23 protein-coding genes and 2 pseudogenes are annotated in these 22,564 nt (G+C 62.3%); 21 read left to right on the forward strand and 4 right to left on the reverse strand.

Features of this window, described 5'->3' with window-relative positions:
* On the forward strand, nt 1-233 hold a 233-nt coding region (locus tag VQ044_RS14430), incomplete at its 5' end, for an oligopeptide/dipeptide ABC transporter ATP-binding protein (protein WP_331827657.1).
* Nucleotides 234-516: 283 nt separating this feature from the next.
* Here the strand turns inward: VQ044_RS14430 and VQ044_RS14435 are convergent.
* The 3 genes from VQ044_RS14435 to VQ044_RS14445 all read right to left on the reverse strand — a co-directional run bounded on the left by VQ044_RS14435 (nt 517) and on the right by VQ044_RS14445 (nt 3,078).
* Entirely contained in the window at nt 517-1,104 is a 588-nt protein-coding gene (locus VQ044_RS14435) for an RNA polymerase sigma factor (RefSeq protein WP_327647871.1), read from the reverse strand.
* 348 nt (nt 1,105-1,452) lie between these two features.
* Entirely contained in the window at nt 1,453-2,406 is a 954-nt protein-coding gene (locus VQ044_RS14440; protein WP_442873823.1) for a DMT family transporter, read from the reverse strand.
* Nucleotides 2,407-2,547: 141 nt separating this feature from the next.
* On the reverse strand, nt 2,548-3,078 hold the full coding sequence (locus VQ044_RS14445; protein WP_327647873.1) for an RNA polymerase sigma factor: 531 nt from the start codon (nt 3,076-3,078) through the stop codon (nt 2,548-2,550).
* 356 nt (nt 3,079-3,434) lie between these two features.
* Between VQ044_RS14445 and VQ044_RS14450 the strand changes: the two genes are divergently transcribed.
* Nucleotides 3,435-4,757, forward strand: coding sequence for an APC family permease (locus tag VQ044_RS14450; protein WP_327647874.1), 1,323 nt, complete (start codon nt 3,435-3,437; stop codon nt 4,755-4,757).
* A 44-nt stretch (nt 4,758-4,801) separates the two neighbouring features.
* Here the strand turns inward: VQ044_RS14450 and VQ044_RS14455 are convergent, their stop codons facing one another.
* Nucleotides 4,802-6,034, reverse strand: coding sequence for a cyclopropane-fatty-acyl-phospholipid synthase family protein (locus VQ044_RS14455; protein ID WP_327647875.1), 1,233 nt, complete (start codon nt 6,032-6,034; stop codon nt 4,802-4,804).
* Between the two features lie 172 nt (nt 6,035-6,206).
* Here VQ044_RS14455 and VQ044_RS14460 point away from each other — a divergent pair, with 172 nt between their 5' ends.
* From VQ044_RS14460 to VQ044_RS14550, 19 genes and pseudogenes are all read left to right on the forward strand, one after another.
* Entirely contained in the window at nt 6,207-7,133 is a 927-nt protein-coding gene (locus tag VQ044_RS14460) for an RNA polymerase sigma factor (protein ID WP_327651170.1), read from the forward strand.
* Nucleotides 7,093-7,431: a hypothetical protein gene (locus VQ044_RS14465; RefSeq protein WP_327647877.1), complete on the forward strand. Its 339-nt coding sequence runs from the start codon at nt 7,093-7,095 to the stop codon at nt 7,429-7,431. The genes VQ044_RS14460 and VQ044_RS14465 overlap by 41 nt, the downstream gene beginning before the upstream one ends.
* A gap of 3 nt (nt 7,432-7,434) precedes the next feature.
* The gene (locus tag VQ044_RS14470; RefSeq protein ID WP_327647878.1) at nt 7,435-7,782 is read left to right on the forward strand and encodes a YHS domain-containing protein; all 348 of its coding nucleotides are present in this window, start codon (nt 7,435-7,437) and stop codon (nt 7,780-7,782) included.
* A complete protein-coding gene (locus VQ044_RS14475; RefSeq protein WP_327647879.1) occupies nt 7,775-8,113 on the forward strand; it encodes a DUF5676 family membrane protein in 339 nt (112 codons plus the stop codon). Before VQ044_RS14470 ends, VQ044_RS14475 begins: the two co-directional genes overlap by 8 nt.
* A 144-nt stretch (nt 8,114-8,257) precedes the next feature.
* A complete protein-coding gene (locus tag VQ044_RS14480; protein WP_327647880.1) occupies nt 8,258-9,067 on the forward strand; it encodes a PRC-barrel domain-containing protein in 810 nt (269 codons plus the stop codon).
* Between the two features lie 344 nt (nt 9,068-9,411).
* A complete protein-coding gene (locus VQ044_RS14485) occupies nt 9,412-9,846 on the forward strand; it encodes a hypothetical protein (RefSeq protein WP_327647882.1) in 435 nt (144 codons plus the stop codon).
* An 11-nt stretch (nt 9,847-9,857) separates the two neighbouring features.
* Nucleotides 9,858-10,322, forward strand: coding sequence for a hypothetical protein (locus VQ044_RS14490; protein ID WP_327647883.1), 465 nt, complete (start codon nt 9,858-9,860; stop codon nt 10,320-10,322).
* Between the two features lie 13 nt (nt 10,323-10,335).
* Entirely contained in the window at nt 10,336-10,662 is a 327-nt protein-coding gene (locus VQ044_RS14495; protein ID WP_327647885.1) for a hypothetical protein, read from the forward strand.
* A 337-nt stretch (nt 10,663-10,999) separates the two neighbouring features.
* A complete protein-coding gene (locus tag VQ044_RS14500; protein WP_327647887.1) occupies nt 11,000-12,799 on the forward strand; it encodes a DUF3141 domain-containing protein in 1,800 nt (599 codons plus the stop codon).
* 96 nt (nt 12,800-12,895) lie between these two features.
* A complete protein-coding gene (locus tag VQ044_RS14505; RefSeq protein WP_327647889.1) occupies nt 12,896-14,032 on the forward strand; it encodes a saccharopine dehydrogenase family protein in 1,137 nt (378 codons plus the stop codon).
* A 272-nt stretch (nt 14,033-14,304) separates the two neighbouring features.
* Complete coding sequence (locus VQ044_RS14510) at nt 14,305-14,754, forward strand: hypothetical protein (RefSeq protein ID WP_327647891.1); 450 nt, start codon at nt 14,305-14,307, stop codon at nt 14,752-14,754.
* Nucleotides 14,747-15,757 (forward strand): bifunctional enoyl-CoA hydratase/phosphate acetyltransferase, encoded by a 1,011-nt coding sequence (locus VQ044_RS14515; RefSeq protein WP_327647893.1) that lies wholly within the window; start codon nt 14,747-14,749, stop codon nt 15,755-15,757. Before VQ044_RS14510 ends, VQ044_RS14515 begins: the two co-directional genes overlap by 8 nt.
* 199 nt (nt 15,758-15,956) lie before the next feature.
* Nucleotides 15,957-17,231 (forward strand): NAD(P)/FAD-dependent oxidoreductase, encoded by a 1,275-nt coding sequence (locus tag VQ044_RS14520; protein WP_327647895.1) that lies wholly within the window; start codon nt 15,957-15,959, stop codon nt 17,229-17,231.
* 124 nt (nt 17,232-17,355) lie between these two features.
* A complete protein-coding gene (locus tag VQ044_RS14525; protein WP_331827698.1) occupies nt 17,356-17,709 on the forward strand; it encodes an SHOCT domain-containing protein in 354 nt (117 codons plus the stop codon).
* Nucleotides 17,710-17,773: 64 nt separating this feature from the next.
* Nucleotides 17,774-20,244 (forward strand): annotated as a pseudogene (locus VQ044_RS25700) (heavy metal translocating P-type ATPase).
* Nucleotides 20,245-20,459: 215 nt separating this feature from the next.
* A pseudogene (locus tag VQ044_RS25705) lies at nt 20,460-20,678 on the forward strand (DUF6629 family protein); the annotation flags it as partial.
* Between the two features lie 100 nt (nt 20,679-20,778).
* Nucleotides 20,779-21,147, forward strand: a complete 369-nt coding sequence (locus VQ044_RS14540) for a hypothetical protein (protein ID WP_327647900.1) — start codon at nt 20,779-20,781, stop codon at nt 21,145-21,147.
* Nucleotides 21,148-21,571: 424 nt separating this feature from the next.
* A complete protein-coding gene (locus VQ044_RS14545; RefSeq protein ID WP_327647902.1) occupies nt 21,572-21,811 on the forward strand; it encodes a DUF2933 domain-containing protein in 240 nt (79 codons plus the stop codon).
* Nucleotides 21,811-22,467 carry a methyltransferase family protein gene (locus VQ044_RS14550; RefSeq protein ID WP_327647903.1) on the forward strand — a complete coding sequence of 219 codons (657 nt, stop codon included), beginning with the start codon at nt 21,811-21,813 and terminating at the stop codon, nt 22,465-22,467. The genes VQ044_RS14545 and VQ044_RS14550 overlap by 1 nt, the downstream gene beginning before the upstream one ends.
* Nucleotides 22,468-22,564: the final 97 nt, after the last annotated feature.

Consider the following 22,564-nt stretch of genomic DNA (forward strand, 5'->3'; position numbering starts at 1 on the left):
TGTATCTCGGCCAGATCGTCGAGACCGGGACTCGCGATCAGATTTTCTCCAACCCCCGGCATCCCTATACCCGTCGGCTGATCGAAGCAGTTCCGGTGCCGGATCCGACGCGGCGGCGACCGCATTTTCCTCGCCTCGACCAGGAGATCCCGAGCCCCGTGAGGAAGCTGGGCGATGCGCCGGCGCGATTGGTGCTGGTCGATCGCGGCGCCGGCCATCTGGTGGCGGCATGAGCCAGGTCAGCGCCATGTCATCGGCAGATTCCGAAACCGTCCTGACGCTCGAAAACTTTGCGCTGCGCTTCCAGCCGGGCAAGAACCTTGTCGATGGTGTCGGCTTTTCCGTCCGCCGCCGCGAGACGCTGGCGATTGTCGGCGAATCCGGCTGCGGCANCCAGACATCGGCCTCCCGTCGTGCGGACGCCTCGACGACCGGACCCGATCACCGATCGGCGGACACAGCTCCGCGATGAGGCATTCGACGCGGTATTATGGCCGAAGCAGGCGATCCAATCGGTCAGGAAAAGGCGACCTGACTCGTCTCTGTCGCACCAGTCGAGTGGTGACGGTCGCCGCATGTGCAACTGTTGAAACCATGTTCGCAACAGCTGCCGCAGCATTCGTGCATTGCTTCGCGCAAAGCTTGGCGTGCTCGATGCAGCCGGACTCTGGCGTTTCCAGGTGTAATGCCGAGATTCGCCACGGCCTTTCCGCGGGGCTCGTTCGACAAATCGACCCGTCGCAGAATCTCCGCATAGTCCGGCCGCAATGCGGGAAGGAGTTCGCGGAAACATTCGCAAGGGATATCTTCGAGATCGATTTCGTCAGGATTTTCGCCCAGTGCGATCTGCTCCCGCACATAGCGGTCTTCCCGCCGCCGCCGCGCTGCCTCCCGGCGGTAGTGATCCGTGAGGACCGACCGCAGCACCGTATAAAGCCAAGCGATGACGCTTTCACTCTTTCTGAGGTCGACGCTGCTGGAAACTACCCGCAGGCAGAAGTTCTGAAGCACGTCCTCCGCCGTATCCCTGTCTCCGAGGCGGCGCAGGAGATAGCGCAGAAACTCGCCACGATGATCAGCCAGGGCAGCGGTGACGACCGGCATTACCGGTACATGAGCATCATTGGGCTGAACCGGCTTCACATTGGGTGCGAGAATTCGGTGATCCGCTGTGAACATTTTCCAAAGCCTCTCCTGATTTGCTGCGTCGGGAAGTACAGGGTCGTTTCCCGCTTCAGCCGCTTAGGATCAGCGCTTAAAAAAAGATCCGGCCTTTTCCCATGGTCGAGCACGCAGTCCGAGCGCCAATTTCAGATCAATCATGCAAGGAGTGCGCGCAGGCGGCTTTGATCTTGATCAAGACCACCGGCCACATCGCAAAAAAGCTGCCTGAGGACTGTCAAAGAGTGGCGGTCTTCGATGTAGACGCGGCCGAAGCCCGCCGACAGTCGATCACGTCTGCTGTGGTTCGCGCCTGCCGCCGCCCGGAACTTGGGCACCAATCGGCGCATTCTGTCCGCTGGACGTCTCGGATCGCGTCCCTTGACGCGTGACCAGGCCGACTCCGAGGATCGCGAGGGCGATGCCAACCAGTTGCGGCCAGCCCAGAGGCTCGTCGAAAAACAACGCGCCCATGGTGAGACCGAAGATGGGAATCAGAAAGCTAAACGCGTTCGCCCGGTTGAGCGGGGCCTTCTGTAGGATCGAAAACCACAGCCAGTACACCAGCGCGGATCCGAACAGGCTGAGAACAAGCAGAGCTCCGACGAATGTAAACGACCATCGGATCGATGTCGGGTCCTCCAAGCTCCAGGCCGCGATAACCAGTGGAAGGCTGCCGATCAGCATTTGAAGTCCCATCGCCATGAGAACATCGACTTCGCCGGCGATCCGCTTGATCACCACATTGCTGATCGTAATGCCGAGCGCGGCCAGGATGATGTAGGCGATGCCGATCATGTAATTGTCCTGTCCGCCCGCGAAGAACTGGGGGGAGGCAATGATGAGGATCCCGACAAAGCCCAGGATTAACCCGAACTTGCCGCGCGGGGTCAGCCGCTCGTTGAGAACGAGACCCGCCAGGACGGCCGCCAAGAGCGGCTGGGTGTTGGCGATCACCGTGGCGATTCCGGGAGAGACGAACTCCGCGGCATGAAACATGCCCAGAAACCCAAGGCTGGTGGCACCGACACCGATGACGGTGACCATTGCCCAGACCCGTCGTCCTCTGGGGAGCGGCCGTCGCAACGCGATCGCCAGACCGGTCAACGCCAGCCCCGCCAAAACCGCGCGCAACGCGGCGAACGTCAGGTGCGGAGCGAACGCGATGCCGACTGTGATCAAAGGATAGCAAGCCGCCCAGAGCAACATGACGAAAATGATCTGCGCAATCGTCCTCACGGTCACTCGTTCACCATTTTATTTGGTCGTTGTTCCGATGCACGACGATTGGTCCATGAACGATTGCCGCTAGCCGCCCGTGTGCGCATCGGCATGGGCGCTTCGCAATCAGGTCTGGCGGCCGCTGCCGCGCTATCCATTCCTGGCTCATGCGTCCGAAGGCGGTTGCAAGGTCAGCATGACGAGATAGAGCAGGGCACGGCGCCCCACCTCGAGACGGGAGGCGACCGTCCGTTCGCTGAGGCCCATTTCATGGGCAATCTTGGCCGGCGGCTGATCCAGGAGTTCGGCGCGACGGACGACCTCGGCGCAAGCGGGATCCAAAAGATCGATGAGGGTTTCGACGAACTCTCGCAGGTCGGCTTCCAAATCGGCCTCGTTGAACCCGTCCGGGTTCCCGGAGCCTCCGCTGCCGCCGCCGCCGTCGTGTCGCCCGGCGATGCCTCGATTTGCCGTCGAGCGATTACCGTCCGACCCGCTGGCGGACGCGTTCGGTCGCCACCGGCACGGCAGGCGTTCCACGATTTGGTGCCCGGCTGGATCAGAATCAAATTCGTGACCACTCGCGATGTCGCTCAGGCTTGAAGCGATCGTGGTTTCTTGCTCCGGCTTTGCAGCCACGCGGTCTATTTCGAGCCGTGGTTTGGGTGGATCGATGCGGATAGCGGAATTTTTCATCGCAACCAAAGACGTAGACACACAGCCGGTCGTTACACGGAGCCTCGTCGCTGCCAGGAGGCGCGACGGCGCAGCGCTCTGGTCAGGCGGTCAGCCAGGTGGAACGTCGCTTGTAACCTTATCAGCGCGGCCTCGTCTCTGGGGCGCTGGTGCGACGCGCCGCTGGCGAAATCAGAATAATCAGCCCTCGTCGACACACCGTCGCACAGCTCATTCGCCGTCCGTCATCAAACTCTGGAATACGTGGCAAGCCGGCGCCTCCGGCCAGGAAGACCATCAAGGCACGTGCCGGTTTGTTGCGCGTCTTCCGCCGCCTGCTTGACTGAAAGAAATTTGTTCGCCCTTTAGAGTAGATGATGAAATCTGGTTACCAAGCGAACAGCATCACCCTCACCGGCGCCGTCTCTATGGGCACTGGCGTTATGATCGGGGCGGGAATCTTCGCGCTCACCGGGCAGATCGCGGAACTGGCGGGGCCTTGGTTCCCGCTCTCCTTCATCGCCGGCGGGATCGTGACCGGGTTCAGCGCCTATACCTATGTGAAGATGTCGAACGCCTTTCCGTCCGCGGGCGGGATCGCGATGATCTTGCAGAAGGCCTACGGCCCAGGGGCCATCGCGGCGGCCGCGTCGCTGCTGATGACGCTTTCCATGGTGATCAACGAGAGCTTGGTCGCCCGCACCTTCGGCACCTACGTCCTGAGGCCGTTCGATCTGGATGCAGGCAATGTCCTTGTGCCGGTGCTCGGCGTCGGGCTGATCGTCTTCGCCTATCTGGTCAACATATCCGGCAACCGCTCCGTCGGCCTGTTCTCGGTCGTCATGGCGTTCCTGAAGATCGGCGGCATCGCGGTCTTCGGCATCGCCGCGCTCGCGGCAAGCGGATTCAGCTTCGAGCCGGCATCCGGATCGTCGGACGCTTTCCCGATCGCGGGCTTCACGGCGTCGGTCGCGCTGTCGATCCTCGCGTTCAAAGGCTTCACCACGATCACCAACAGCGGTGCCGAGATCGTCGATCCGCACCGCAATGTCGGTCGCACGATCATCTTTTCGATCGCGATCTGCGTGGTGGTCTACCTGCTCGTCGCCTTCGCGGTCGGCTCCAGCCTCTCGCTCGAAGAGATCGTCGCGGCCAAGGACTATTCGCTGGCCGAGGCGGCGAAGCCGGCGTTCGGTGCCTATGGATTCTACTTCACCATCGCGCTTGCTGTCGTCGCCACCGCCTCGGGCCTGCTCGCCAGCGTCTTTGCCGTCTCGCGCATGCTGGCGATGCTGACGGAAATGGAGTTGATCCCCCACAGCCATTTTGGCATGTCTGGTCCAATCCGCGAACACACCCTGGTCTACACGGTGGTGGTAGCGGGGTTCCTGACAGTGTTCTTCGACCTCAGCCGCATCGCGTCGCTGGGCGCCTTCTTCTATCTGGTAATGGACATATTGATTCACTGGGGCGTGTTCCGCCGCCTGCGCCAGGAGATCGGCGCCAACGGCTGGGTGCTGATCGTTGCCATCTCCCTGGACGCGCTCGTACTCGGCGTCTTCGGCGCCTTGAAACTGCAATCGGACCCGCTCATCGTGGGTATCGCTGTCGCCGCCATCGCCGCGGTCTTCGCCTATGAGCGCGTCTTCCTGTCGCGCTGGACGGCCACGGGAGACCATGGCGGTCGGCATACGCGATAGGATCGCAGCCGCCGCAATTGGTCTCCGGGGCATTTGCACCGTCACTATGCAGCCTTGCTGGCGAAGTCGTCGCGGATCTCCGGCAAAGCCAGGTAATCCCGTGTCAGTGGGACCGCGTCCTGCTTCCTGGCAAGCTGGATTTGGAAGACAACGTGGCCGCCTTGCCGGAACGCCAGTTCGCTGATGACGAGGTAGAAGCGCCACATGTGGCAAAAACGCTCGTCATAGATCTCGCGCACCCGGTCCAGTTCGGCCTCGAACCGCTGGCGCCAGGCCTTCAACGTCTCGGCATAGTGAAGGCGCCAGATCTCGATATCGGTCACGTAAAGTCCCGACCGTTCCACTTCCGCAAGGAGTTCCGACAGCGCCGGGCTGTACCCGCCGGGAAAGATGTATTTCGCGAGCCACGGATTGGTCGCGCTCGGTCCGTCAGCGCGGCCGATGGTGTGCAGCAGCGCGACACCGTCTTCCGACAGGCGTTGACGCAGGGTGTCAAAGAACTCCCGGTAATGCGGCACGCCGACATGCTCGAACATGCCGACCGACACGACCCGGTCGAAGCTGCCCTCGACCTGACGATAATCCTGCAAGCGGAACCGGGCCCGATCGGCCAGGCCGCTCGTCCGCGCGCGCGCTTCGGCGATCCGATGCTGTTCCTGCGAAAGCGTGACGCCCGTCACCCGGGCGTCATGGTCACGCGCCAGTTGGAGCCCAAGTCCGCCCCAACCGCAGCCGATATCCAGGACACGTTGGCCCGGTTTCAAAAGGAGCTTGGTGGCGATGAGCGCCTTCTTGGCCTGCTGCGCCGCTTCCAGACTGTCGCCCGGATGCCGGAAATACCCGCATGAATATTGTCGGTCGGCATCCAGAAAGAGGTCGTAGAGTGCTCCGGAAAGATCATAGTGATGCGCCACATTGCGCCGCGCGCGCTCGGCGGGATTGAATTGCGCCAGGTTTCGGGACAATTGCCGAAGGCGTGCGAGCCACCGATAATGCCAAACGTCGGGCTGCTGAGCCAGATTGATGAGCAGCAGCTCGATCAGGCCGTATATGTCGTCACCGTCGACGGTCAGCGCTCCGTCCATATAGGCCTCGCCCAGGACGAGATCCGGATTGACGAGGAGCCTGCGCGGTAGGGATCGTGTATGAAGCCGGACGGTGACCGGATCCGACGCCGCTTCGCCGTACCGTTCCGAGCGCCCGTCAGGGTCCACGACGACCACGGATCCACGCTTGATCAGGCGGCGAAGAAATAACGACAGCGATCTCATCCACATCGTCTTGCCCTGTCCTTGCAGTCCACAGTTCCGGAGTTGAACTATTTGACCGTGTGGTTACGTCGAAGCGATCACGTCGGCGCCGATGGGACACTCTCGGTGACTGCTCGGTAAAGACGGCGTCTTCGGTCGCGCGTTACAGTCGTCGACCTTGCCTGGGACGACGGACGGAATGAACGCGGTGCGCCGGTGGTCGAGGGCGGAGGATGAAATGACGCACGATAGAGACAAAGAGCCGTCGGACAGCGCCGTACGCGCGGTGATCGTTGAGATTCACCAGGACCTGTTGCGTTTCCTCACGCGCCGGCTCGGCAACGCGGACGAGGCAGCCGACGTTCTCCATGATTTCTATGTCAAAGTGCTCACGCGGTTCGGCGATGTGCGCGAGACGGAGAAGCTTCGGGCCTGGATGCGCCGGGTGCTCGAGACGACCTTGATCGATCATTATCGCGCCCAAGGGAAAAAACGGCAGTCCGAGTCCGACTACCGGATTGAGGAATCCGTGCGCCTTGACGGGGAGGGCAGGGACGACCTCGATTTCATCGTCTGCATGTGTCTTTACAAGCTCCTTCCGACCTTGAAGGCGGACTACGCGGACGTTCTGTGGCGTGCCGACCTGATCGGCGAATCCCGCGAAAGCATTGCCGCCGGCCTCGGTATTACCGAGAGCAATCTGCGCGTCCGTCTGCACCGCGCCCGCCAAGCACTTCGGCAGCGACTGAAGAGACCTGCCGGACCTGCCCGATTCATGGCTATCTCGACTGCGACTGCGCTTATGGCAGCATCGTTCGTGCCGAAATCATGGAAAATCCGGCCGAACTGTAACGAACGCCTTTTCCGACCGTCTATCTGTCCAACGGGTCGAACGCTCCATCGCGTCGGCTGCAAGCCGCCCGTTCGCGATCTGATGGACCGTCGAAAAGGGGTCGACAATGCCGAACACATCCGTAGCCCAATCGCCCAGTCCCGCCGTTCTGCGCATTTGCGGGCTCGACCTCGAAGCCATGATCGCTTTGCAGACGCGCAATATCCAGGAGATCCGGCATATGGCCAATTTGATGGCCGACAGTGCCGTAGCGCTCGTCGAGCGTCAGGCTGAGCTGGTCAAATACCCCGTCACGCGGGTGAACGCTCCGGACAAATGCAAGCAAGAGATGCAGCATCCTGATGCCATCCCTGAGCGGCAAGCCGAGGCTTCTCGAGAACTGATTGAAGCGCTCGCCACCCATGTCGGCGCTCTCGTCGAGATCGCCTCCAAAAGCTGCGCGCGCCCGACCGACGAAGGGGCCGAAAGTATGACCGGGGCTTCGGCAAAGACCGCTGGCGCGGACTACGCGCCGACACCCGGTTGCGCAGCCGTGAAGGCGAATGCGGCCCGGCCGTCGGCGAGGGCGTGATCGATGGAAGCGCTCCTCTACTTCCTGATCTGGGCTGTGGCCATTGTGCTGATGATGCGGCTCGGTTGCGGCAAGCACGTCATGGGCGGAGGCAATGCCAACCCCGACAGCTCCGATGGCGGAGGGCAAGCAACGCCCGAGGGCTTGCGCTGGATTCCGCCGCTGAAGGACGTGGATCCCGTCTGCGGCAAGACGGTCCGCACCGACAGGGCCAAGCCGAGCGTCCACGACGGCAGCGTCTATTACTTCTGCTCGCGCGATTGCCGCGAAATCTTCGAGGCCGCACCCGAGCAATATACCGGGCACGTCGCCAAAGACTCACGCCCTCATTTGGAGAACAGCCATGTCTGATGCAACCGTTTCTTCGATGATTGAACCGCGCTCGGGTACGCCGCTACCGGTTCATGCGGCGCCGCGACTCCCGGTATTCGCGCTCGGCACAAGCCTGGGCCTTTTCCTCGCGGTCACGTTCACTCTCTGCGTCGGTTTTGACCTCTTGTTCCCCGGTCAGGCGATGTATGAGAGCTGGCTGCGCCTGCTGCCCGGCTTCACCTGGCTGAGTTGGCCGAGCTTCCTCCTGGGGCTGGCCGAGAGCTTTGCCTATGGCTGGTACGTGGCCCTGGTCTTCGGCCCGCTCTACAATTTTTTCGCCGCCCGCGGCAGCCGAGGAGGCCGTGCCTGATCCGCCGCGACCAGACAAGTCGGTCTGCTTCCATCGGAAGCGCCCCCGCCGCCTGAGGCCGGCGATCAGCGGGATACCGATCCGGTTCTTTCTGCCCCGCAAGCACGCAAGACGACACAGCAACCGATGATGGGAGAATGAAGGATGGACAATCTTCGTTTTACGTTGCCTGCGACGCTATTGGCGTTCGCGGTTTCATCAAGCGCCTTGGCCACCGATATAGAGAGTCTGCCTGGCGAGGAGACAGAAGGACGGCAGGTCGAGGGCCAGTGCCTTGGAAACCTGCGAGCGTTCGACCAGAAACTGGCCGACGTTGGATTCGGTGTGCTTCCCCCCGGCGATTATGGCATGGCAGCGCCATCGACCTATCCCGGTTATTACGCCGTTTACGGGATGGCGGGAACGCCCCGCCAGAAGATCTACGCGCTACGCGATGCCGCCTACGTCTATGCGCTGGATGATGACGAGCAATCCTGCCAGCGGATTCTCGACTCGATGCGCGTCACTTACGAGAAGCACCAGATACTAGGTGGCATCGAAGCGGATGATCCGGATCAGCGGGTTGCCTGGCGTCGTGCCCACATCCAGACCGCGCGGCCGGTTACCGGGATGTCGCGTCTGATGCGGGCCGATACCCTGATCGGCGGCGAAATTCGCACGACGAATGACGAGAAGCTGGGCGAGATCGAGGACGTCGTGCTCGATCCCGAAAAGCAAGATATCGCCTATGTGCTCGCCTCCCGCGGCGGATTCCTGGGTATCGGAGAAAAGCTGGTGGCGGTCCGGTGGACGGATCTCCGGGCCACGGCGGATCATGAGCTGTATGTTCTGAACGCCGCGCAGTCGGCTTTTGAACGTGCGCCCACCGTGGACCGAAGCAACTTCGACAACACGACCGATTCAGGCTGGCGGAAGGAGCTGGATCGCTTCTGGGACGAGAACCTGGCGAAATAAGCGCCACGCGTCACGGCCTGGCCTGTCGAAACAGCCGCCGGCTTCGTTCTCTGCTGGAGTTCCCCCGCTGGACGGCTCCTCGCGAACTCTTCGCAAGCGATTAAGGCGATCGATCGGACGGCCAAATGCGACCTGGTCCCGGCCCGTGTAACGAATGCCGCCCCTTGGCGTCTTGAGGAGTGAGAACATGCGATCGGAAAAACTGCGTTCGGGATGAACTCCATCGTTATTCAACATTGGCTGAAAGCCGGGTCATGGAGGAATCGGGTATGAACGGGACAAGACTTCGCGCGACCGTGCGCTCGCGCAGTAACCGAACATTGCCGGTTGGCGCGATAGCCGGCTTGGCAGGGGGCGCCATCGAAGTGGGATGGATCGCCCTGTACGAGCAGCTGGCTGGGTCCGACGGCGCCATGGTCGCCCGGGGCGTGACGCAATCAGTGATCCCCGGACTGGTTGCCGCGCGGTCCGCTGTGCCTTTGGGGCTCGCTATTCACATGGGCTTGGCGGTCGCGCTGGGAATCGTAATTGCCGTTCTGATGCCCAGGCTGCTGCCGCGCCTTGTCGGCACGGCGCTGGAGCCTGTCGCGGTGGTCGCCATGCTCGTTGGGGTGTGGGCCATGAACTTCTTTGTGATCCTGCCCGCGATCAATCCCGCCTTCGTGACGCTGGTGCCCTATGGGGTCAGCCTTGCATCAAAGGTGCTGTTCGGGGTCGCGGCCGCGTTCGTTTTCCGGTTCAGTCGCCGGCATCTTCCCACCGACCAACGCGAACTGTGAGGAGGCAATCCATGTCCAATGAACTGATCCTGATGCTCCACCCAACGTTCGGCGTTCTCGCCATGATCGCGGCGGTATGGGTGTTCGTCGAGACGCTCAATGCCAGCGAAGCCAACACCGGCCGTATTCGCAGCGCCGGCATGCTCGCCGCCATCCTGATGTGGCTCGCCTACATCATCGGCGGTTACTGGTACGTGCTCTACTACGGAGCCGACAAGGCCCTTATCAAGGCTGGCCCATGGGCGTTCTCTCATTCCTTCGTCATGGAGACCAAGGAGCATGTTTTCCTGATGCTTCTGCTGCTCGCCACCCTCTTGGCGATTGTCGTCAGGGGGGATGTCGCCAGGGTCAAGGCGACGCGCAATCTCGTACTGTGGGTTTCCGGATTGGTGGTCCTGATGGGACTGGCAATGGAAGGCGCCGGGGCGTTCATCAGCATGGGCGTCAAGGTCGCCCTGTTGGCCAAACAGGTCTAGGGAGGACCACACGATGACGACGATTCAAACCGCCGACATTACAACCAAATCTGCCGGCGCCACCGCCACGGCATTCGGCATATCCTATTCGATCACCAGCATCCTCAGTGCATTGCTGGTGGTTCTGAAGGAAAGCAACCAGACCGTTTTCGACGCTCTGGTAGCGGTCACCGGTCATCACTGGGTGTCACAGGGCGTTCTCGACGTCGTCGTGTTCGTGGCGCTCGGTTTCGCGCTGAGCCGCACAAGCTATGCCCGGATGACGGCCAACTCGCTGATCATCACGATCGTCGGCGCCACCGTGGTGAGCGGACTGATCATCGCCGGATTTTTCATCTGAGGCGCCGCGCGGGGGTACCGCGGTCTTTTCAGCAACGCGGCCTTGATCAATGCCATCGTGGTCGGCGGCACCGTGCGGATCTGGGGCAATGTCACCGTCGATCCCATCCTCAAGTTTCAGCCTGCCGCCGCATGACGACCGCCGAGATGGCTGCCTTCGAATTTACGCCAGCTTGACGGGCGTGGCCCCCGCCGATTCACATCAATCTCATCCCGCTCTCTAAATCTATTGCGGGCAAAATCGCGATTTGACCGAACGTTCAGGCGATCCGGCGACGTGTAACGGATGTTCGCGGCCTGCGTCTTGATAGCCAAGAAGATGCGAGCGGAGAATTTCCATGCAGCAGGCGAGCAAAGTCACACCCCTCAAGCGGAGCCGTTCGGCCAAGGTCCCCGCCAGACGATCGAGCCCGCCCAAGCCGCGCCTGCAAGAGGTGCAAACGGCTCCGGTGCCGTCGACGTCGGCCAACGTAAGGTTGCCGGATGATGCTTGGGGCTACGGTATCGACGTCTGGCAGCGGACGATCCTGTTCTGGGACACGCTCAGACAGCGCGCCGACAACATGCTGGAGCACGAGCGGGCGGGTCTGCCGCCGTTGCTCGATTTCAAATACGAGACGATCCTCGATGCGCGTGGCTTCGAGCATCCCGCCAACTACGCCTTGTTGCGCATAACCGAACTGGGCGAGGACTGCTGGGACGATTGCGTCGACCCGGAAAAGCCGCCGGTCGTCGTCCTCGATCCGCGCGCCGGACACGGACCCGGGATCGGTGGGTTCAAGCACGACTCCGAGATCGGGATGGCCTTGCACGAGGGGCATCCCGCCTATTTCGTGGTGTTCTTTCCCCAACCCGCGCCGGGTCAGACGCTGGCCGACGTGCTGCACGCGCTCAGACGGTTTGTCGAAGAAGTCGCCCGGCGTCATCCGGGCAAACCGCCGGTGCTCTACGGTAACTGCCAGGCGGGCTGGGCCGTCACCCTGCTATCGGCCGACTGCGAGGGGATCGCCGGCCCCGCGGTCCTGAACGGCTCGCCCCTGTCCTATTGGGCGGGTGAGGCCGGCGTCAATCCAATGCGGGTAAGCGGTGGCCTGTTGGGCGGCGCCTGGCTCGCGCATCTGACCGCCGATCTCGGCAACGGCCGTTTCGACGGTGCCTGGCTTGCCCAGAATTTCGAGAGCCTGAAACCCGAAAAGGCCATCTGGGAGAAATATGCCGGGCTGTTTCACAAGGTCGACACGGAGCGTGAACGCTTCCTGGAGTTCGAACGCTGGTGGAACGGGTTCTATTTCCTCAGCCGCGAGGAAATCCTGGCGATCGTCGAGAACCTGTTTATCGGCAACAAGCTGGAAAAGGGGCTCATGCCGATTTGCGACGGCTGCGTGGCCGATCTTCGCCGCATTCGAAACCCGCTCGTCATCTTTGCCTCCTACGGCGACAAGATCACGCCGCCGCATCAGGCTCTGGGCTGGATTCCGGCCGTCTACGACGACACCGACGATCTCAAAAGAGCCGGTCAACGGATCGTCTATCTGACCAATCCGCATGTGGGCCATCTCGGCATCTTCGTCTCGGCCAAGGTCGCGCGTCTCGAACACCGGGCCATTCTGGAAAGCCTCGACGACATCGAGGGTCTGGCGCCGGGCCTCTATGAGATGACGATCGACAATCCCACCGGCGATCCTGACTGCCATAGGCCGCAATTCACCGTCAGGTTCGAGGAGCGGCAGGTCGCAGACCTCAGATTCCCACATCAGACCGAGGCGTTCGAACGGGTGGCAGCGGTGTCCGAGGCCAACGAGACGCTTTACCGCAATTTCGTCAGCCCCTGGGTTCAGGTCGCGACGAATCCATGGGTCGCCGAATGGCTCAAATGGCTGCACCCGATGCGGACCAGCCGGTATCTGTTTTCCGAAGCCTTCAATCCATCGATGCGGGGCGTTGAAATTCTGGCCGATGTCGTCGCCAGGAACCGGACAGTTCTGCCGCCGGACCATCCGCTACTCGACCGCGAGCGCTTGTGCATCGGGCAGGTTGGCGAGGCGATGGAAAGCGCTCGCGAGGCGCGGGACCGCGTCTACGAGCAGACCTTCAGCCTGCTTTATGGACAGTCGGCTGAACGCGGTGCCGAGGATTGAGCGATGACGACGCGACAATCAACGGCATCTCCACAGACCTCCTTCGAAGACGCGCGGATCGACCGTGGCTCGTCCGATACGCCGGCCAAGATCTTATTGATCGGTGGCTACGGCCAGGTGGGACAGCTCATTGCCGAACAGCTTGCTCCCGGCTTTCCGAACCGCCTCGTTATCTCCGGGCGCAGTCTCGCTAAAGCAACGGCCTGTGCGGCCCGAATAGGCGAGGGCGTCACCGGACGCGTATTGGACGTGAATTCGGGGAATCTCGGCACTCAGTTGGACGGGGTGGCATTGGTCCTGGTTAGCGTCGATCAGGCGGACACTGGTTTTGTCGAACAGTGCCTGTCTCACGGCGTTGACTATCTCGATGTAACGGCCGGCTACGAGTTCCTGCGTCGAGTGAGTTCACTTGATGGGTTGGCAAAGCGCAACGGCGCTACGGCCGCGCTTAGCGTCGGCGTCGCCCCCGGCCTGACCAATCTGATGGCGGCGCACGCAGTGAAGGCCATGGACCGCACGGATCGGATCGATGTCTTCATTCAGCTCGGATTGGGCGACAGGCATGGAAAGGCCGCCATCGGCTGGATGCTGGATAACCTCGACGCAGACTACGAGGTGCGGGAGGCAGGCCGGCATCTATCAGTGCGCGGCTTCGCGGAAAGCCGGCGTGTTCGTTTCCCGGGACAGCGCTTCGCGAGTACGGCCTATCGCTTCAATTTTTCCGACCAGCAGGTTCTGCCGGCGACGTTGAACGTGCCTTCGGTCTCCACATGGTTGTGCTTCGATAGCCGCTTTTTGACTTGGCTCCTCGCGGTCGGCGTCCGAGCGGGACTGGGGCGGCGAATGCGCCAGCCTCATTGGCGGACCGTCGCGATCTGGTTGCTGAGAAACATGCGGATCGGTTCCGACATCTGCGCGGTCGCTGTTTGCCTCATCGGTAAGTCCAAGCAGGGAACCCGAGCGATCGAGGTGAGCGTCGTCGGACGCAACGAGGCATTGATGACCGCGATCGTCACTGCTGAGATCGCGCGTCAGATGCTGTCGGGACAGTTCGGTCCCGGCGTATTTCACAGCGAGCAGATCACCACGGTCGATTCCGTTGTGTCAGCTCTCAAGAGCCAACTGAGTGATCTTCGGGTCGCCCTCGATCCATTTGCGAGCGAACACCGCGACGTTGGTCCGGATCGGCTGACAGGCGCTCGGGGCGGCAGCCATACGATGTCTCACCAATGAGGAAGCCGATCAGTCCGGCAGCATAGGTCAACCGTTTCGGCAACAGGAGATATCGAGATGCAATGGGTAATCGACAACTGGATCTGGATCGCGCTCGGGGTCGGAATGATCGCCCTGCACATGTTCGGTCACGGCGGTCACGGCGGTCACCGCAAGAGCCGTAAGGAATCCACTCGACCTGACCCGAACGCAGAGCCCGCGGCCCCATCGACCGCAGCCGCTGGGGGAAGCATCCGCGTGACAGGCGACACCGGCATAAAGGAGAAAAATCCTTGATCCCCGATCCAACCATATTGGTGATCAACTGCGGGTCGTCGAGCGTGAAGTTCGCGCTGTCTTTGGCTGACGAGCCGATGGAGCGGCTCTGGTCGGGCGCCATCGAGCGCATCGGACTACCCGATGGCCACTACTTCTGCCATCACGCACGCCGGCATCGGGCCGGTCTGACCGCCGCTCTCGGAGGCCTCGACCGGGTTGTCTTCACCGGGGGCATCGGCGCGAATTCGCCTGAGATCCGCTCCCGCATTTGCGACGGGCTCGCCTATCTCGGCCTCAGGCTCGACGCCCGCCGCAATGCCAATCATGCGCGCGTCATTTCGACGGATGCCAGCAGCGTTCCGATAGAAGCCTTCAAGGCCGACGAGGAACTGATTATCGCGCGACAGACCCGGGATTTGCTGCGGATGTCCTTCTCCGAAGCGAAAGTGCGCGCTCATGGCTAGGCAGGCCGCGACCCTTGACGATCTCGTCCAGCAGGCACGGACGCATGCGCCGATCCGTGTGGCGGTGGTCGCCGCCGAGCAGGGGCTCGTCCTCAAGACGGTACAAGAGGCCGCGTCACTCGGCCTGATTGAGCCCCGCCTCATTGGTGATCCGGAAGCGATCCTGGCTTGCGCCAAGGAAGCCGGCGTCGATCTCGATCGTACAATGATCGTCGCCGCAAAGAGCGAAGCCGAAGCGGCGCGAGCCGGCGTCGACCTGGTTCGGACCGGCAAGGTCGATGCGGTGATGAAGGGGCAGATTCACACCGATGCCTTCATGCGGGCGCTGCTCGACACGGAACGCGGCTTGCGAGTGTCGGGCCAGCGCGTCAGCCACGTTTTCATGGTCGATATCCCGACCTACCCGAAGCTGCTTGCGATCACAGACGCGGCCATCAACATCACCCCGGACCTCAACGCCAAGGCGCAGATTCTTCAAAATGCCATCGTGCTCCTCCGGCACCTCGGCATCGAAACACCCAAGGTCGCCGTGTTGTCCGCGGTCGAGACGGTCAATCCTGCGATCGTATCGACCCTTGACGCTGCCTGCCTCGCTCTGATGGCCAAGCGGGGGCAGATTGCCGGTGCGATTGTCGACGGCCCTCTGGCCTTTGATAACGCGATTTCGGCCGACGCCGCGCGCGAAAAGGGCATCGTCTCGGAGGTTGCCGGCGACGTCGATATCCTGCTGGTCCCGGACCTCGTCTCCGGCAACATCCTGGCCAAGAACCTGGAATATCTGGCCGGCGCCACAGCGGCGGGTCTCGTCATGGGCCTATCTGCGCCGGTGGTGCTGAGTTCGCGCGCCGATCCCCCCGCCGCGCGGCTGGCGGGGCTGGCACTCGCCGTTCTGACGCGTCGATTGGCACCGAGCCTGCCAGATACGGAATGCGCCGCGGAGCCGGAGTCGGCCATTCACTGCGCGGCTCAGCCCGAAACCGCCTGCGGGCCGGTCGGAGTCTGAAAAATGTCGATCACGCCGCTGAAAGAACTCGGGCGACTAACCGGCAATCACGCTGCTCCGTCCGCAGAAGGACAGAAGGACGAGCCGGATCGGTGCGGCCGGGCGACTTCGCGTCGCGCAAGATGGTCTATTTCGGCGGTCTCCACCAGAAAGTCGTGGCGACGCGCAGCGCCGCCGATGGCACGTCCGGGGGCCAGTCATGACCGTCCATGACCAAACCGCCGTTCGGATGGCGTCGGCGGGCGAGCCTGTGACCGTCGTCGGCGCGGGCCCGGCTGGACTTGCCTGCGCCATCGTTCTGGCGCGCGCCGGCCGACCGGTCATCGTGCGCGAATGGCACAAGAGCGTCGGCAACCGATTCCATGGAGACTTTCAAGGGCTGGAGAACTGGAGCGACGACCGGGACGTCCTCGACGAACTGAGCAGGGCGGGCATCGAGACAAATTTCGGCAGTCATCCGATCCGTGACGGCACCGCCTTCGACGCCTGGGGGAGGGCGTATCGTGTCCACGGCGACCGGCCGTTTCATTATCTTGTGCGGCGCGGTGGCGACGACGGAACCCTGGATTCGGGCCTTCTCGCGCAGGCCGTCGTTGCTGGCGCCGAGGTGCGGTTTGGCGACCGGGTCGAGGACCCGACAGGATCGACTGTTTTCGCAATCGGGACGAGAACAGCCGATGCCATCGCCACCGGCTACGTCTTCGAGACCGACCACCCAGACGGTAACTGGATCGCCTTCAACGACCGGTTGACGCCGCTCGGCTACGCCTATCTCCTTATCCACGAAGGCCGCGGCACGGTGGCGAGTTGCATGTTCACTGGTTTCAAGCACCAGGCGGAACATGCAGAGCGTACCGTCGCGTTCTTCGTCGACAAGACCGGGCTGGCAATGCGCAATCCGCGTCCCTTCGGCGGCTACGCGAATTTTCGCCTGCCGCGCACGGCCCTCCAGGGCGGGCATCCGGTGATCGGTGAGCAGGCGGGGTTTCAGGACGCGCTGGCCGGTTTCGGCATGCGCTATGCCCTGCGCTCCGGAATTCTGGCCGCCCGCAGCCTGATCGAGGGGGTCAATTATACGCGGCTGTGGCAGCGGGAGCTTCTGCCGCTGCTTCGGACAGGCGTTAGCAATCGCTACATCTACAATATCGTGGGCGAGCGCGGCCGGCGCTGGGCTCTGCGGGGGGGGGAGCCGCTCGGATACGACCGCGAAGCTGCGGCGGCTTTACCGCCCCTCGGTTCTGACCCGTCTGGTCTTTCCGATCGCACGCTGGCGCCACCGCGTGCCGCTCGGCGATCCCAGTTGCGACCATGTGGGCTGCGACTGTGTCTGGTGTCGCCACGGGGTAGGCCACGTCGCGACGGGTTTCGACCGCTGATCGTACTGGTAGGAGCAGGCTCCGAAATGGAAGTCATCGATCTGAAGGGCCGGAAGGGTCTGGTTGTCGGCATCGCCAACGAACACAGCCTCGCCTGACAGAGATCGTCCGCCCCTCGCGCCGGATTCGTCACGACAGCTGTAACGCCGCAAATCCTGATTCGTCTGTAGAGACACAATACCCCGGAACGGGGATTGGGATAGGCACCGCCGCAAGCGGGCGATGGAGATTTCGATGATGGAACGACTGAAAATCGCTCTGCCGGTAATGGCGGGCGCAATGGCCTCCTTGCCGACCTTGGCACAAGCTTCGACGGATCGGTCGCTCTACTGGGATTACGGTGGGGATTGGGGATGGGGACACATGATTTCCGGTTCGCTGATGATGATCCTGTTCTGGGGCGGCCTGATTGTGTTGATTGTCCTCGCGGTCCGTTGGGCGGGCAGCGGAGCATCACAGGGAGGCGGATCGCCTTCGTCGACCAAGCGCGGGCTCGATATCCTTTGCGAGCGCTTCGCCCGCGGTGAGATCGACCGGCAAGAATTCGAGGAGCGCCGGAGCCTGCTGGCTGATTGAGACGGCCGTATACGCGCCAGCCGGCGGAGAAAGAACGTCATGACCAGGACGCCAGGATAGCCCGATGAACAAGCACGAGCCTCAAGATCACAGTCACCATCAGCATGGCCATGCCAGTGTTTCGCCGGATGACCGGACGGTCAAAGACCCGGTTTGCGGAATGACGGTGGCTCTGGACCAGGGCAAGCCATCCCGAGAGTATAGCGGCGAAACCTATTATTTCTGCTCGCAGAAATGTCACGACAAATTCGCGGCCGATCCGGAAAGTTTCCTGTCCGGCAAGCCCGATCGAAAGGAAATGCCGGAAGGTACGATCTACACCTGCCCAATGCATCCCGAGATCGAACAGGTTGGTCCCGGCGACTGCCCGATCTGCGGCATGGCGCTGGAGCCTAAAGGCGTGCCAATTGGTGAGGAAGGACCGAATCCGGAGCTCGTCGACTTCTCCCGACGGTTCTGGGTCGGCGCCGCGCTGACCGTGCCGCTGCTGATCCTGATGATGACGCCCTATCTGGGCATCACATTTTTCAGGGAGCTGTTCGGCGAGCGGATGTCGCTTTGGATCGAGGTCCTTCTCGGCACACCGGTGATCCTCTGGTCGGGTTGGCCATTCTTCGTGCGCGGCTACAAGTCCTTCAAAACGATGAACCTCAACATGTTCTCGCTGATTTCGATGGGCGTCGGCGCCGCCTATCTGTTCAGCATCGTGGCTGTTTTGTTCCCGCAGATCTTCCCGGCCGGATTCCGCGATCCCGAGACCGGCTCGGTCGGTGTTTATTTCGAGGCTGCCGCAGTCATCGTCACGCTGGTCCTCTTGGGCCAGGTAATGGAACTGCGAGCACGCGAACAGACGGGGTCGGCGATCCGGGCGCTGCTCGACATGGCGGCCAAGACGGCGCGGGTGATCCGGCCGGACGGCACCGAGGAGGAGATTCCACTCGAAGAGGTCGTGGTTGGCGATCGGCTGAGGGTGCGCCCCGGCGACAAGGTGCCGGTGGATGGCGAGGTGGTCGAGGGTCGTTCCTCGATCGATGAATCGATGATCTCGGGCGAGCCGGTGCCGGTCGAGAAGACGCCGGGAGACAAGGTCACCGGCGCCACCATCAACAAGAACGGCAGTCTGGTGATCGAGGCGAAGCGGGTCGGCAAGGACACGATGCTCAGCCAGATCGTCGAGATGGTCGCCAATGCCCAGCGCTCGCGCGCGCCGATCCAGAAATTCGCCGACATGGTGGCCGGCAAGTTCGTGCCGGTGGTGATCGGCATCGCCATCCTGTCTTTTATCTCTTGGNTGCCCAGCGCTCGCGCGCGCCGATCCAGAAATTCGCCGACATGGTGGCCGGCAAGTTCGTGCCGGTGGTGATCGGCATCGCCATCCTGTCTTTTATCTCTTGGGCGATCTGGGGGCCGGAGCCCGCGCTCGCATACGGTCTGGTGTCGGCGGTTGCGGTGCTGATCATCGCCTGCCCCTGCGCGCTGGGTCTCGCCACACCGATGTCGATCATGACGGCGACCGGGCGCGGCGCCCAGGCCGGTGTCCTGATCAAGAACGCCGAGGCGCTGGAGCGCTTCGCCAAGGTCGACACGTTGATCGTCGACAAGACCGGCACATTGACCGAGGGCAAGCCGAAGCTGGTGGCGGTGCTGCCGGAATCCGGTCATGACGAAGCCGAGGTGCTGAGGCTGGCGGCGAGCCTCGAAAGAGGGTCGGAGCATCCGCTGGCCGAGGCGATCGTCGCCGGGGCGCAAGAGCGCGGCGTCGAGATGGTGAGCGCCGACGATTTCGAGGCGGTCACCGGCAAGGGCGTCAAAGGCGTCGTCGACGGCAAGGCGGTGGCGCTCGGCAACGCCAAGCTGATGGTCGATCTCGGGCTCGACGGCGGGCGCCTGTCCGAAACCGCCGACGCGCGCCGCGACCAGGGCGAGACGGTGATGTTCGTGGTGCTCGAAGGCAAGATCGCCGGCCTGGTCAGCGTCGCCGACCCCGTCAAGGAGACAACGCCAGCCGCCCTGAAGGCTTTGCACAAGCAAGGCTTCCGCATCATCATGGCGACCGGCGACAATGAGCGCACGGCCAAGGCAGTGGCCGGGCGTCTGGGCATCGACGAGATTCGCGCCGACGTGCTGCCCGAGGACAAGGCGCGCATCATCAAGGAACTGCAGGGCGAGGGGCGCAAGGTGGCGATGGCCGGCGACGGCGTCAACGACGCGCCGGCTCTGGCTCAGGCCGATGTCGGCATCGCCATGGGCACCGGCGCCGACGTCGCCATCGAAAGTGCCGGCTTCACCCTGGTGAAAGGCAATCTCGACGGCATCGTGCGGGCGCGCAAGCTCAGTCGCGCGACGATGAACAACATCAAGCAGAACCTGTTCTTTGCGCTGATCTACAACGCCGCGGGCGTGCCGATCGCGGCGGGTATCCTCTACCCGTTCCTCGGCATTCTGATCGGACCGATCTTCGCCGCGTTTGCGATGAGCGCCTCGTCCCTGTCCGTTGTGCTCAACTCGCTACGGCTGCGCCGCGTGAAAATCTGACGTGGAACCTGCTGACCTGGATGCTCTGGGACTTCGCACTCGGCGCGGTCGTGCTGATCGGCCTCGGTTTCTTGGGACGCAGGCGCGAGGTTTGACGCACCGTCGCTGCGGCGGGTTGCGCTGAATCAATCAAAAAGGCGCGGGAAAAACGTATCGGGTTTTCGGCAGGTCGGCTTTGGCCTCGTCGATGATGTCGGTTGTGGAGGGACGCGCCCATGTGCCTGTCAGCCCCGGTCAGCTTTGCCGCAAGCGTGTTTCTGGTCGGCGGCGGCGCTTTCGCCAGTTGGAAGGCCGTTCAGATCAACACCCGCTATCTGCCGGTGGCGCTGATGCCGCTTTTCGCAGGTATCCAGCAGTTCATGGAGGGCAATGTCTGGTGGGGGGTGAACACCGGCGATTCCTTCACCGTGCTTTGGGGCGCGATGGGGTTCATCTTCTTTACGTGGTTCATGTGGCCGATCTGGATCCCGTTTTCGGTCTACGTATTGGAAACCGCCGGAGAGCCCGCGCAAGCGTCTGTTCCTTGCACTCACCGTGATCGGCGTCGCCTTCGGGTTGGCGCTCTACATTCCGCACGCCATCTACCCCGACTGGATCAGCGTCACTGTCAACCGCGATTCGCTGGCCTACGAGGGGACCATGCTGCTCGACTACATGATGCCACGCTGGTTCACCTATGTGATTTACCTGTTTCTGATCATCGCGCCGCCGCTCCTGTCGCGCTACTTGCACATGCGCTATTTCGGGCTCACCATCATCGCGGTCGTGGTCCTGGACATCTGGTTGCTGCGCTATGCCTATATCTCGTTCTTCTGCCTTCTGGCGGGCCTCGGGACGCTGCATCTGATCTACATCATCCTGCGCAACAAATGCGCTCGTGAATGTCCGTTGCTGTTTGCTTGAGCTGGCGTTCACGCTGACTCCACCGCGGATCCATCCTTGCCGTACGTTCCGATTGATTTTTTCGAGGCGGCTCCGGCGCGGCAATATGACTGCGCGGGGCGGCGGCCTGTCGTCCGAATGGTCCATTGGATATGGACGATAAACGAGCCCCTTATGAGAGACGCGACAGCTGTAACGCCGGGCGGGGTCGTGCGTCTGTATATCCGAGCGGCCGGAAACACGCTTTGGTGCAGGGCCTAAAGGATAATCGCTCACCCCGCAGTCGAGCATCTGCCGCGGCGATTGGCACAAGAGCAGGCAGCCCGAATGCATCGTGCTGTCCGGCCTCTTCCTTCGTGGCGACGCCACCATAATGGCGTTGGAAAGTGTGCCTTGTGGTTTTAGGCGCTTCGCGATTCTTCGCGCGGGCCGAAGGAGTTGTCGCATGCTTCATCGCGATTCAGAACATCCCGGTTTTTGGACATCGCGGGCCGGGATTGCTCTGCTCGTCTTTCTCGGAGCGGCCGGCTTCATGCTGCTCTACGAGCATCGTGCTCACATTCCTGGAGACTACTGGCTGCTCGGCGGCCTGTTGGCGATCTGTGTGATGATGCATTGGTGGATGCACCCTGGCCATGACGGGAGCCAGGGGCACGGCGGATCGTCGGATGAGGGAAGGGCTTGATGGTGGAGACAGCCTCTTACGGCCTCTGGTTCCTGGTCGTCGTCAACTCGGCGATCTTCATCCTGTTCGCCTTCAGCTTCTTCAAGCCGAAAACCAGGCGGGACTGGCGATCGTTCGGCGCTTTCAGCGCGTTCCTGGTCGCACTCTTCACCGAGATGTACGGCTTCCCCCTGACGATCTATTTCCTCTCCGGCTGGCTGCAGACCAATTACCCCGGCATCGATTGGCTCACCCATGATGCCGGCCATCTTCCTGAAATGCTGTTCGGCTGGCAGGCGAACCCACATTTCGGACCGTTCCACCTTCTGAGCTTCGTCCTGATCGGCGGCGGTTTCGTTGTTATCTCCTCAGCATGGCGCGTCCTTTACAGGGCGCAGCAGCAACACGGACTCGCGACCACGGGTCCATATGCCCGCGTCCGTCATCCGCAATATGTCGGTTTCATCCTGATCATGCTCGGCTTCCTCTTCCAGTGGCCGACCTTGCTGACGCTCGCGATGTTTCCCGTTCTCGTCTGGATGTACATCCATCTGGCCCGGCAGGAGGAGCGGGAAACGTTGGCTCAGTTTGGGCCGGTTTACGCGGAATACGCACGGCGCGTACCCGGCTTCGTGCCGCGCCTGCTGGGCCGCCGGACGGGAGAGGTCATACGATGAGCCATTGGCAAATGCTCCGATCCCGTCCGGCCAATTCCGATCATGGCAAAGGGTTTGAAGGTATCTTGTCGTGATCACCGAAGCCTCGCCAACCGAA

This window comes from Aurantimonas sp. C2-5-R2, assembly GCF_036549495.1.
GTDB classification, from domain to species: Bacteria; Pseudomonadota; Alphaproteobacteria; order Rhizobiales; family Rhizobiaceae; genus Aurantimonas; species Aurantimonas coralicida_A.

Excerpts from the sequence above, each read along its gene's own strand:
- VQ044_RS14550 (WP_327647903.1), top strand. The coding sequence starts at position 21,811 with ATGGTGGAGACAGCCTCTTACGGCCTCTGGTTCCTGGTCGTCGTCAAC.
- VQ044_RS14450 (WP_327647874.1), top strand. The coding sequence starts at position 3,435 with ATGAAATCTGGTTACCAAGCGAACAGCATCACCCTCACCGGCGCCGTC.
- VQ044_RS14445 (WP_327647873.1), bottom strand. The coding sequence starts at position 3,078 with ATGAAAAATTCCGCTATCCGCATCGATCCACCCAAACCACGGCTCGAA.
- VQ044_RS14470 (WP_327647878.1), top strand. The coding sequence starts at position 7,435 with ATGGAAGCGCTCCTCTACTTCCTGATCTGGGCTGTGGCCATTGTGCTG.
- VQ044_RS14480 (WP_327647880.1), top strand. The coding sequence starts at position 8,258 with ATGGACAATCTTCGTTTTACGTTGCCTGCGACGCTATTGGCGTTCGCG.
- VQ044_RS14435 (WP_327647871.1), bottom strand. The coding sequence starts at position 1,104 with ATGCCGGTCGTCACCGCTGCCCTGGCTGATCATCGTGGCGAGTTTCTG.
- VQ044_RS14490 (WP_327647883.1), top strand. The coding sequence starts at position 9,858 with ATGTCCAATGAACTGATCCTGATGCTCCACCCAACGTTCGGCGTTCTC.
- VQ044_RS14455 (WP_327647875.1), bottom strand. The coding sequence starts at position 6,034 with ATGTGGATGAGATCGCTGTCGTTATTTCTTCGCCGCCTGATCAAGCGT.
- VQ044_RS14465 (WP_327647877.1), top strand. The coding sequence starts at position 7,093 with ATGGCCGACAGTGCCGTAGCGCTCGTCGAGCGTCAGGCTGAGCTGGTC.
- VQ044_RS14545 (WP_327647902.1), top strand. The coding sequence starts at position 21,572 with ATGCTTCATCGCGATTCAGAACATCCCGGTTTTTGGACATCGCGGGCC.
- VQ044_RS14495 (WP_327647885.1), top strand. The coding sequence starts at position 10,336 with ATGACGACGATTCAAACCGCCGACATTACAACCAAATCTGCCGGCGCC.
- VQ044_RS14525 (WP_331827698.1), top strand. The coding sequence starts at position 17,356 with ATGGAGATTTCGATGATGGAACGACTGAAAATCGCTCTGCCGGTAATG.
- VQ044_RS14515 (WP_327647893.1), top strand. The coding sequence starts at position 14,747 with ATGGCTAGGCAGGCCGCGACCCTTGACGATCTCGTCCAGCAGGCACGG.
- VQ044_RS14475 (WP_327647879.1), top strand. The coding sequence starts at position 7,775 with ATGTCTGATGCAACCGTTTCTTCGATGATTGAACCGCGCTCGGGTACG.
- VQ044_RS14500 (WP_327647887.1), top strand. The coding sequence starts at position 11,000 with ATGCAGCAGGCGAGCAAAGTCACACCCCTCAAGCGGAGCCGTTCGGCC.
- VQ044_RS14520 (WP_327647895.1), top strand. The coding sequence starts at position 15,957 with ATGACCGTCCATGACCAAACCGCCGTTCGGATGGCGTCGGCGGGCGAG.
- VQ044_RS14460 (WP_327651170.1), top strand. The coding sequence starts at position 6,207 with ATGAACGCGGTGCGCCGGTGGTCGAGGGCGGAGGATGAAATGACGCAC.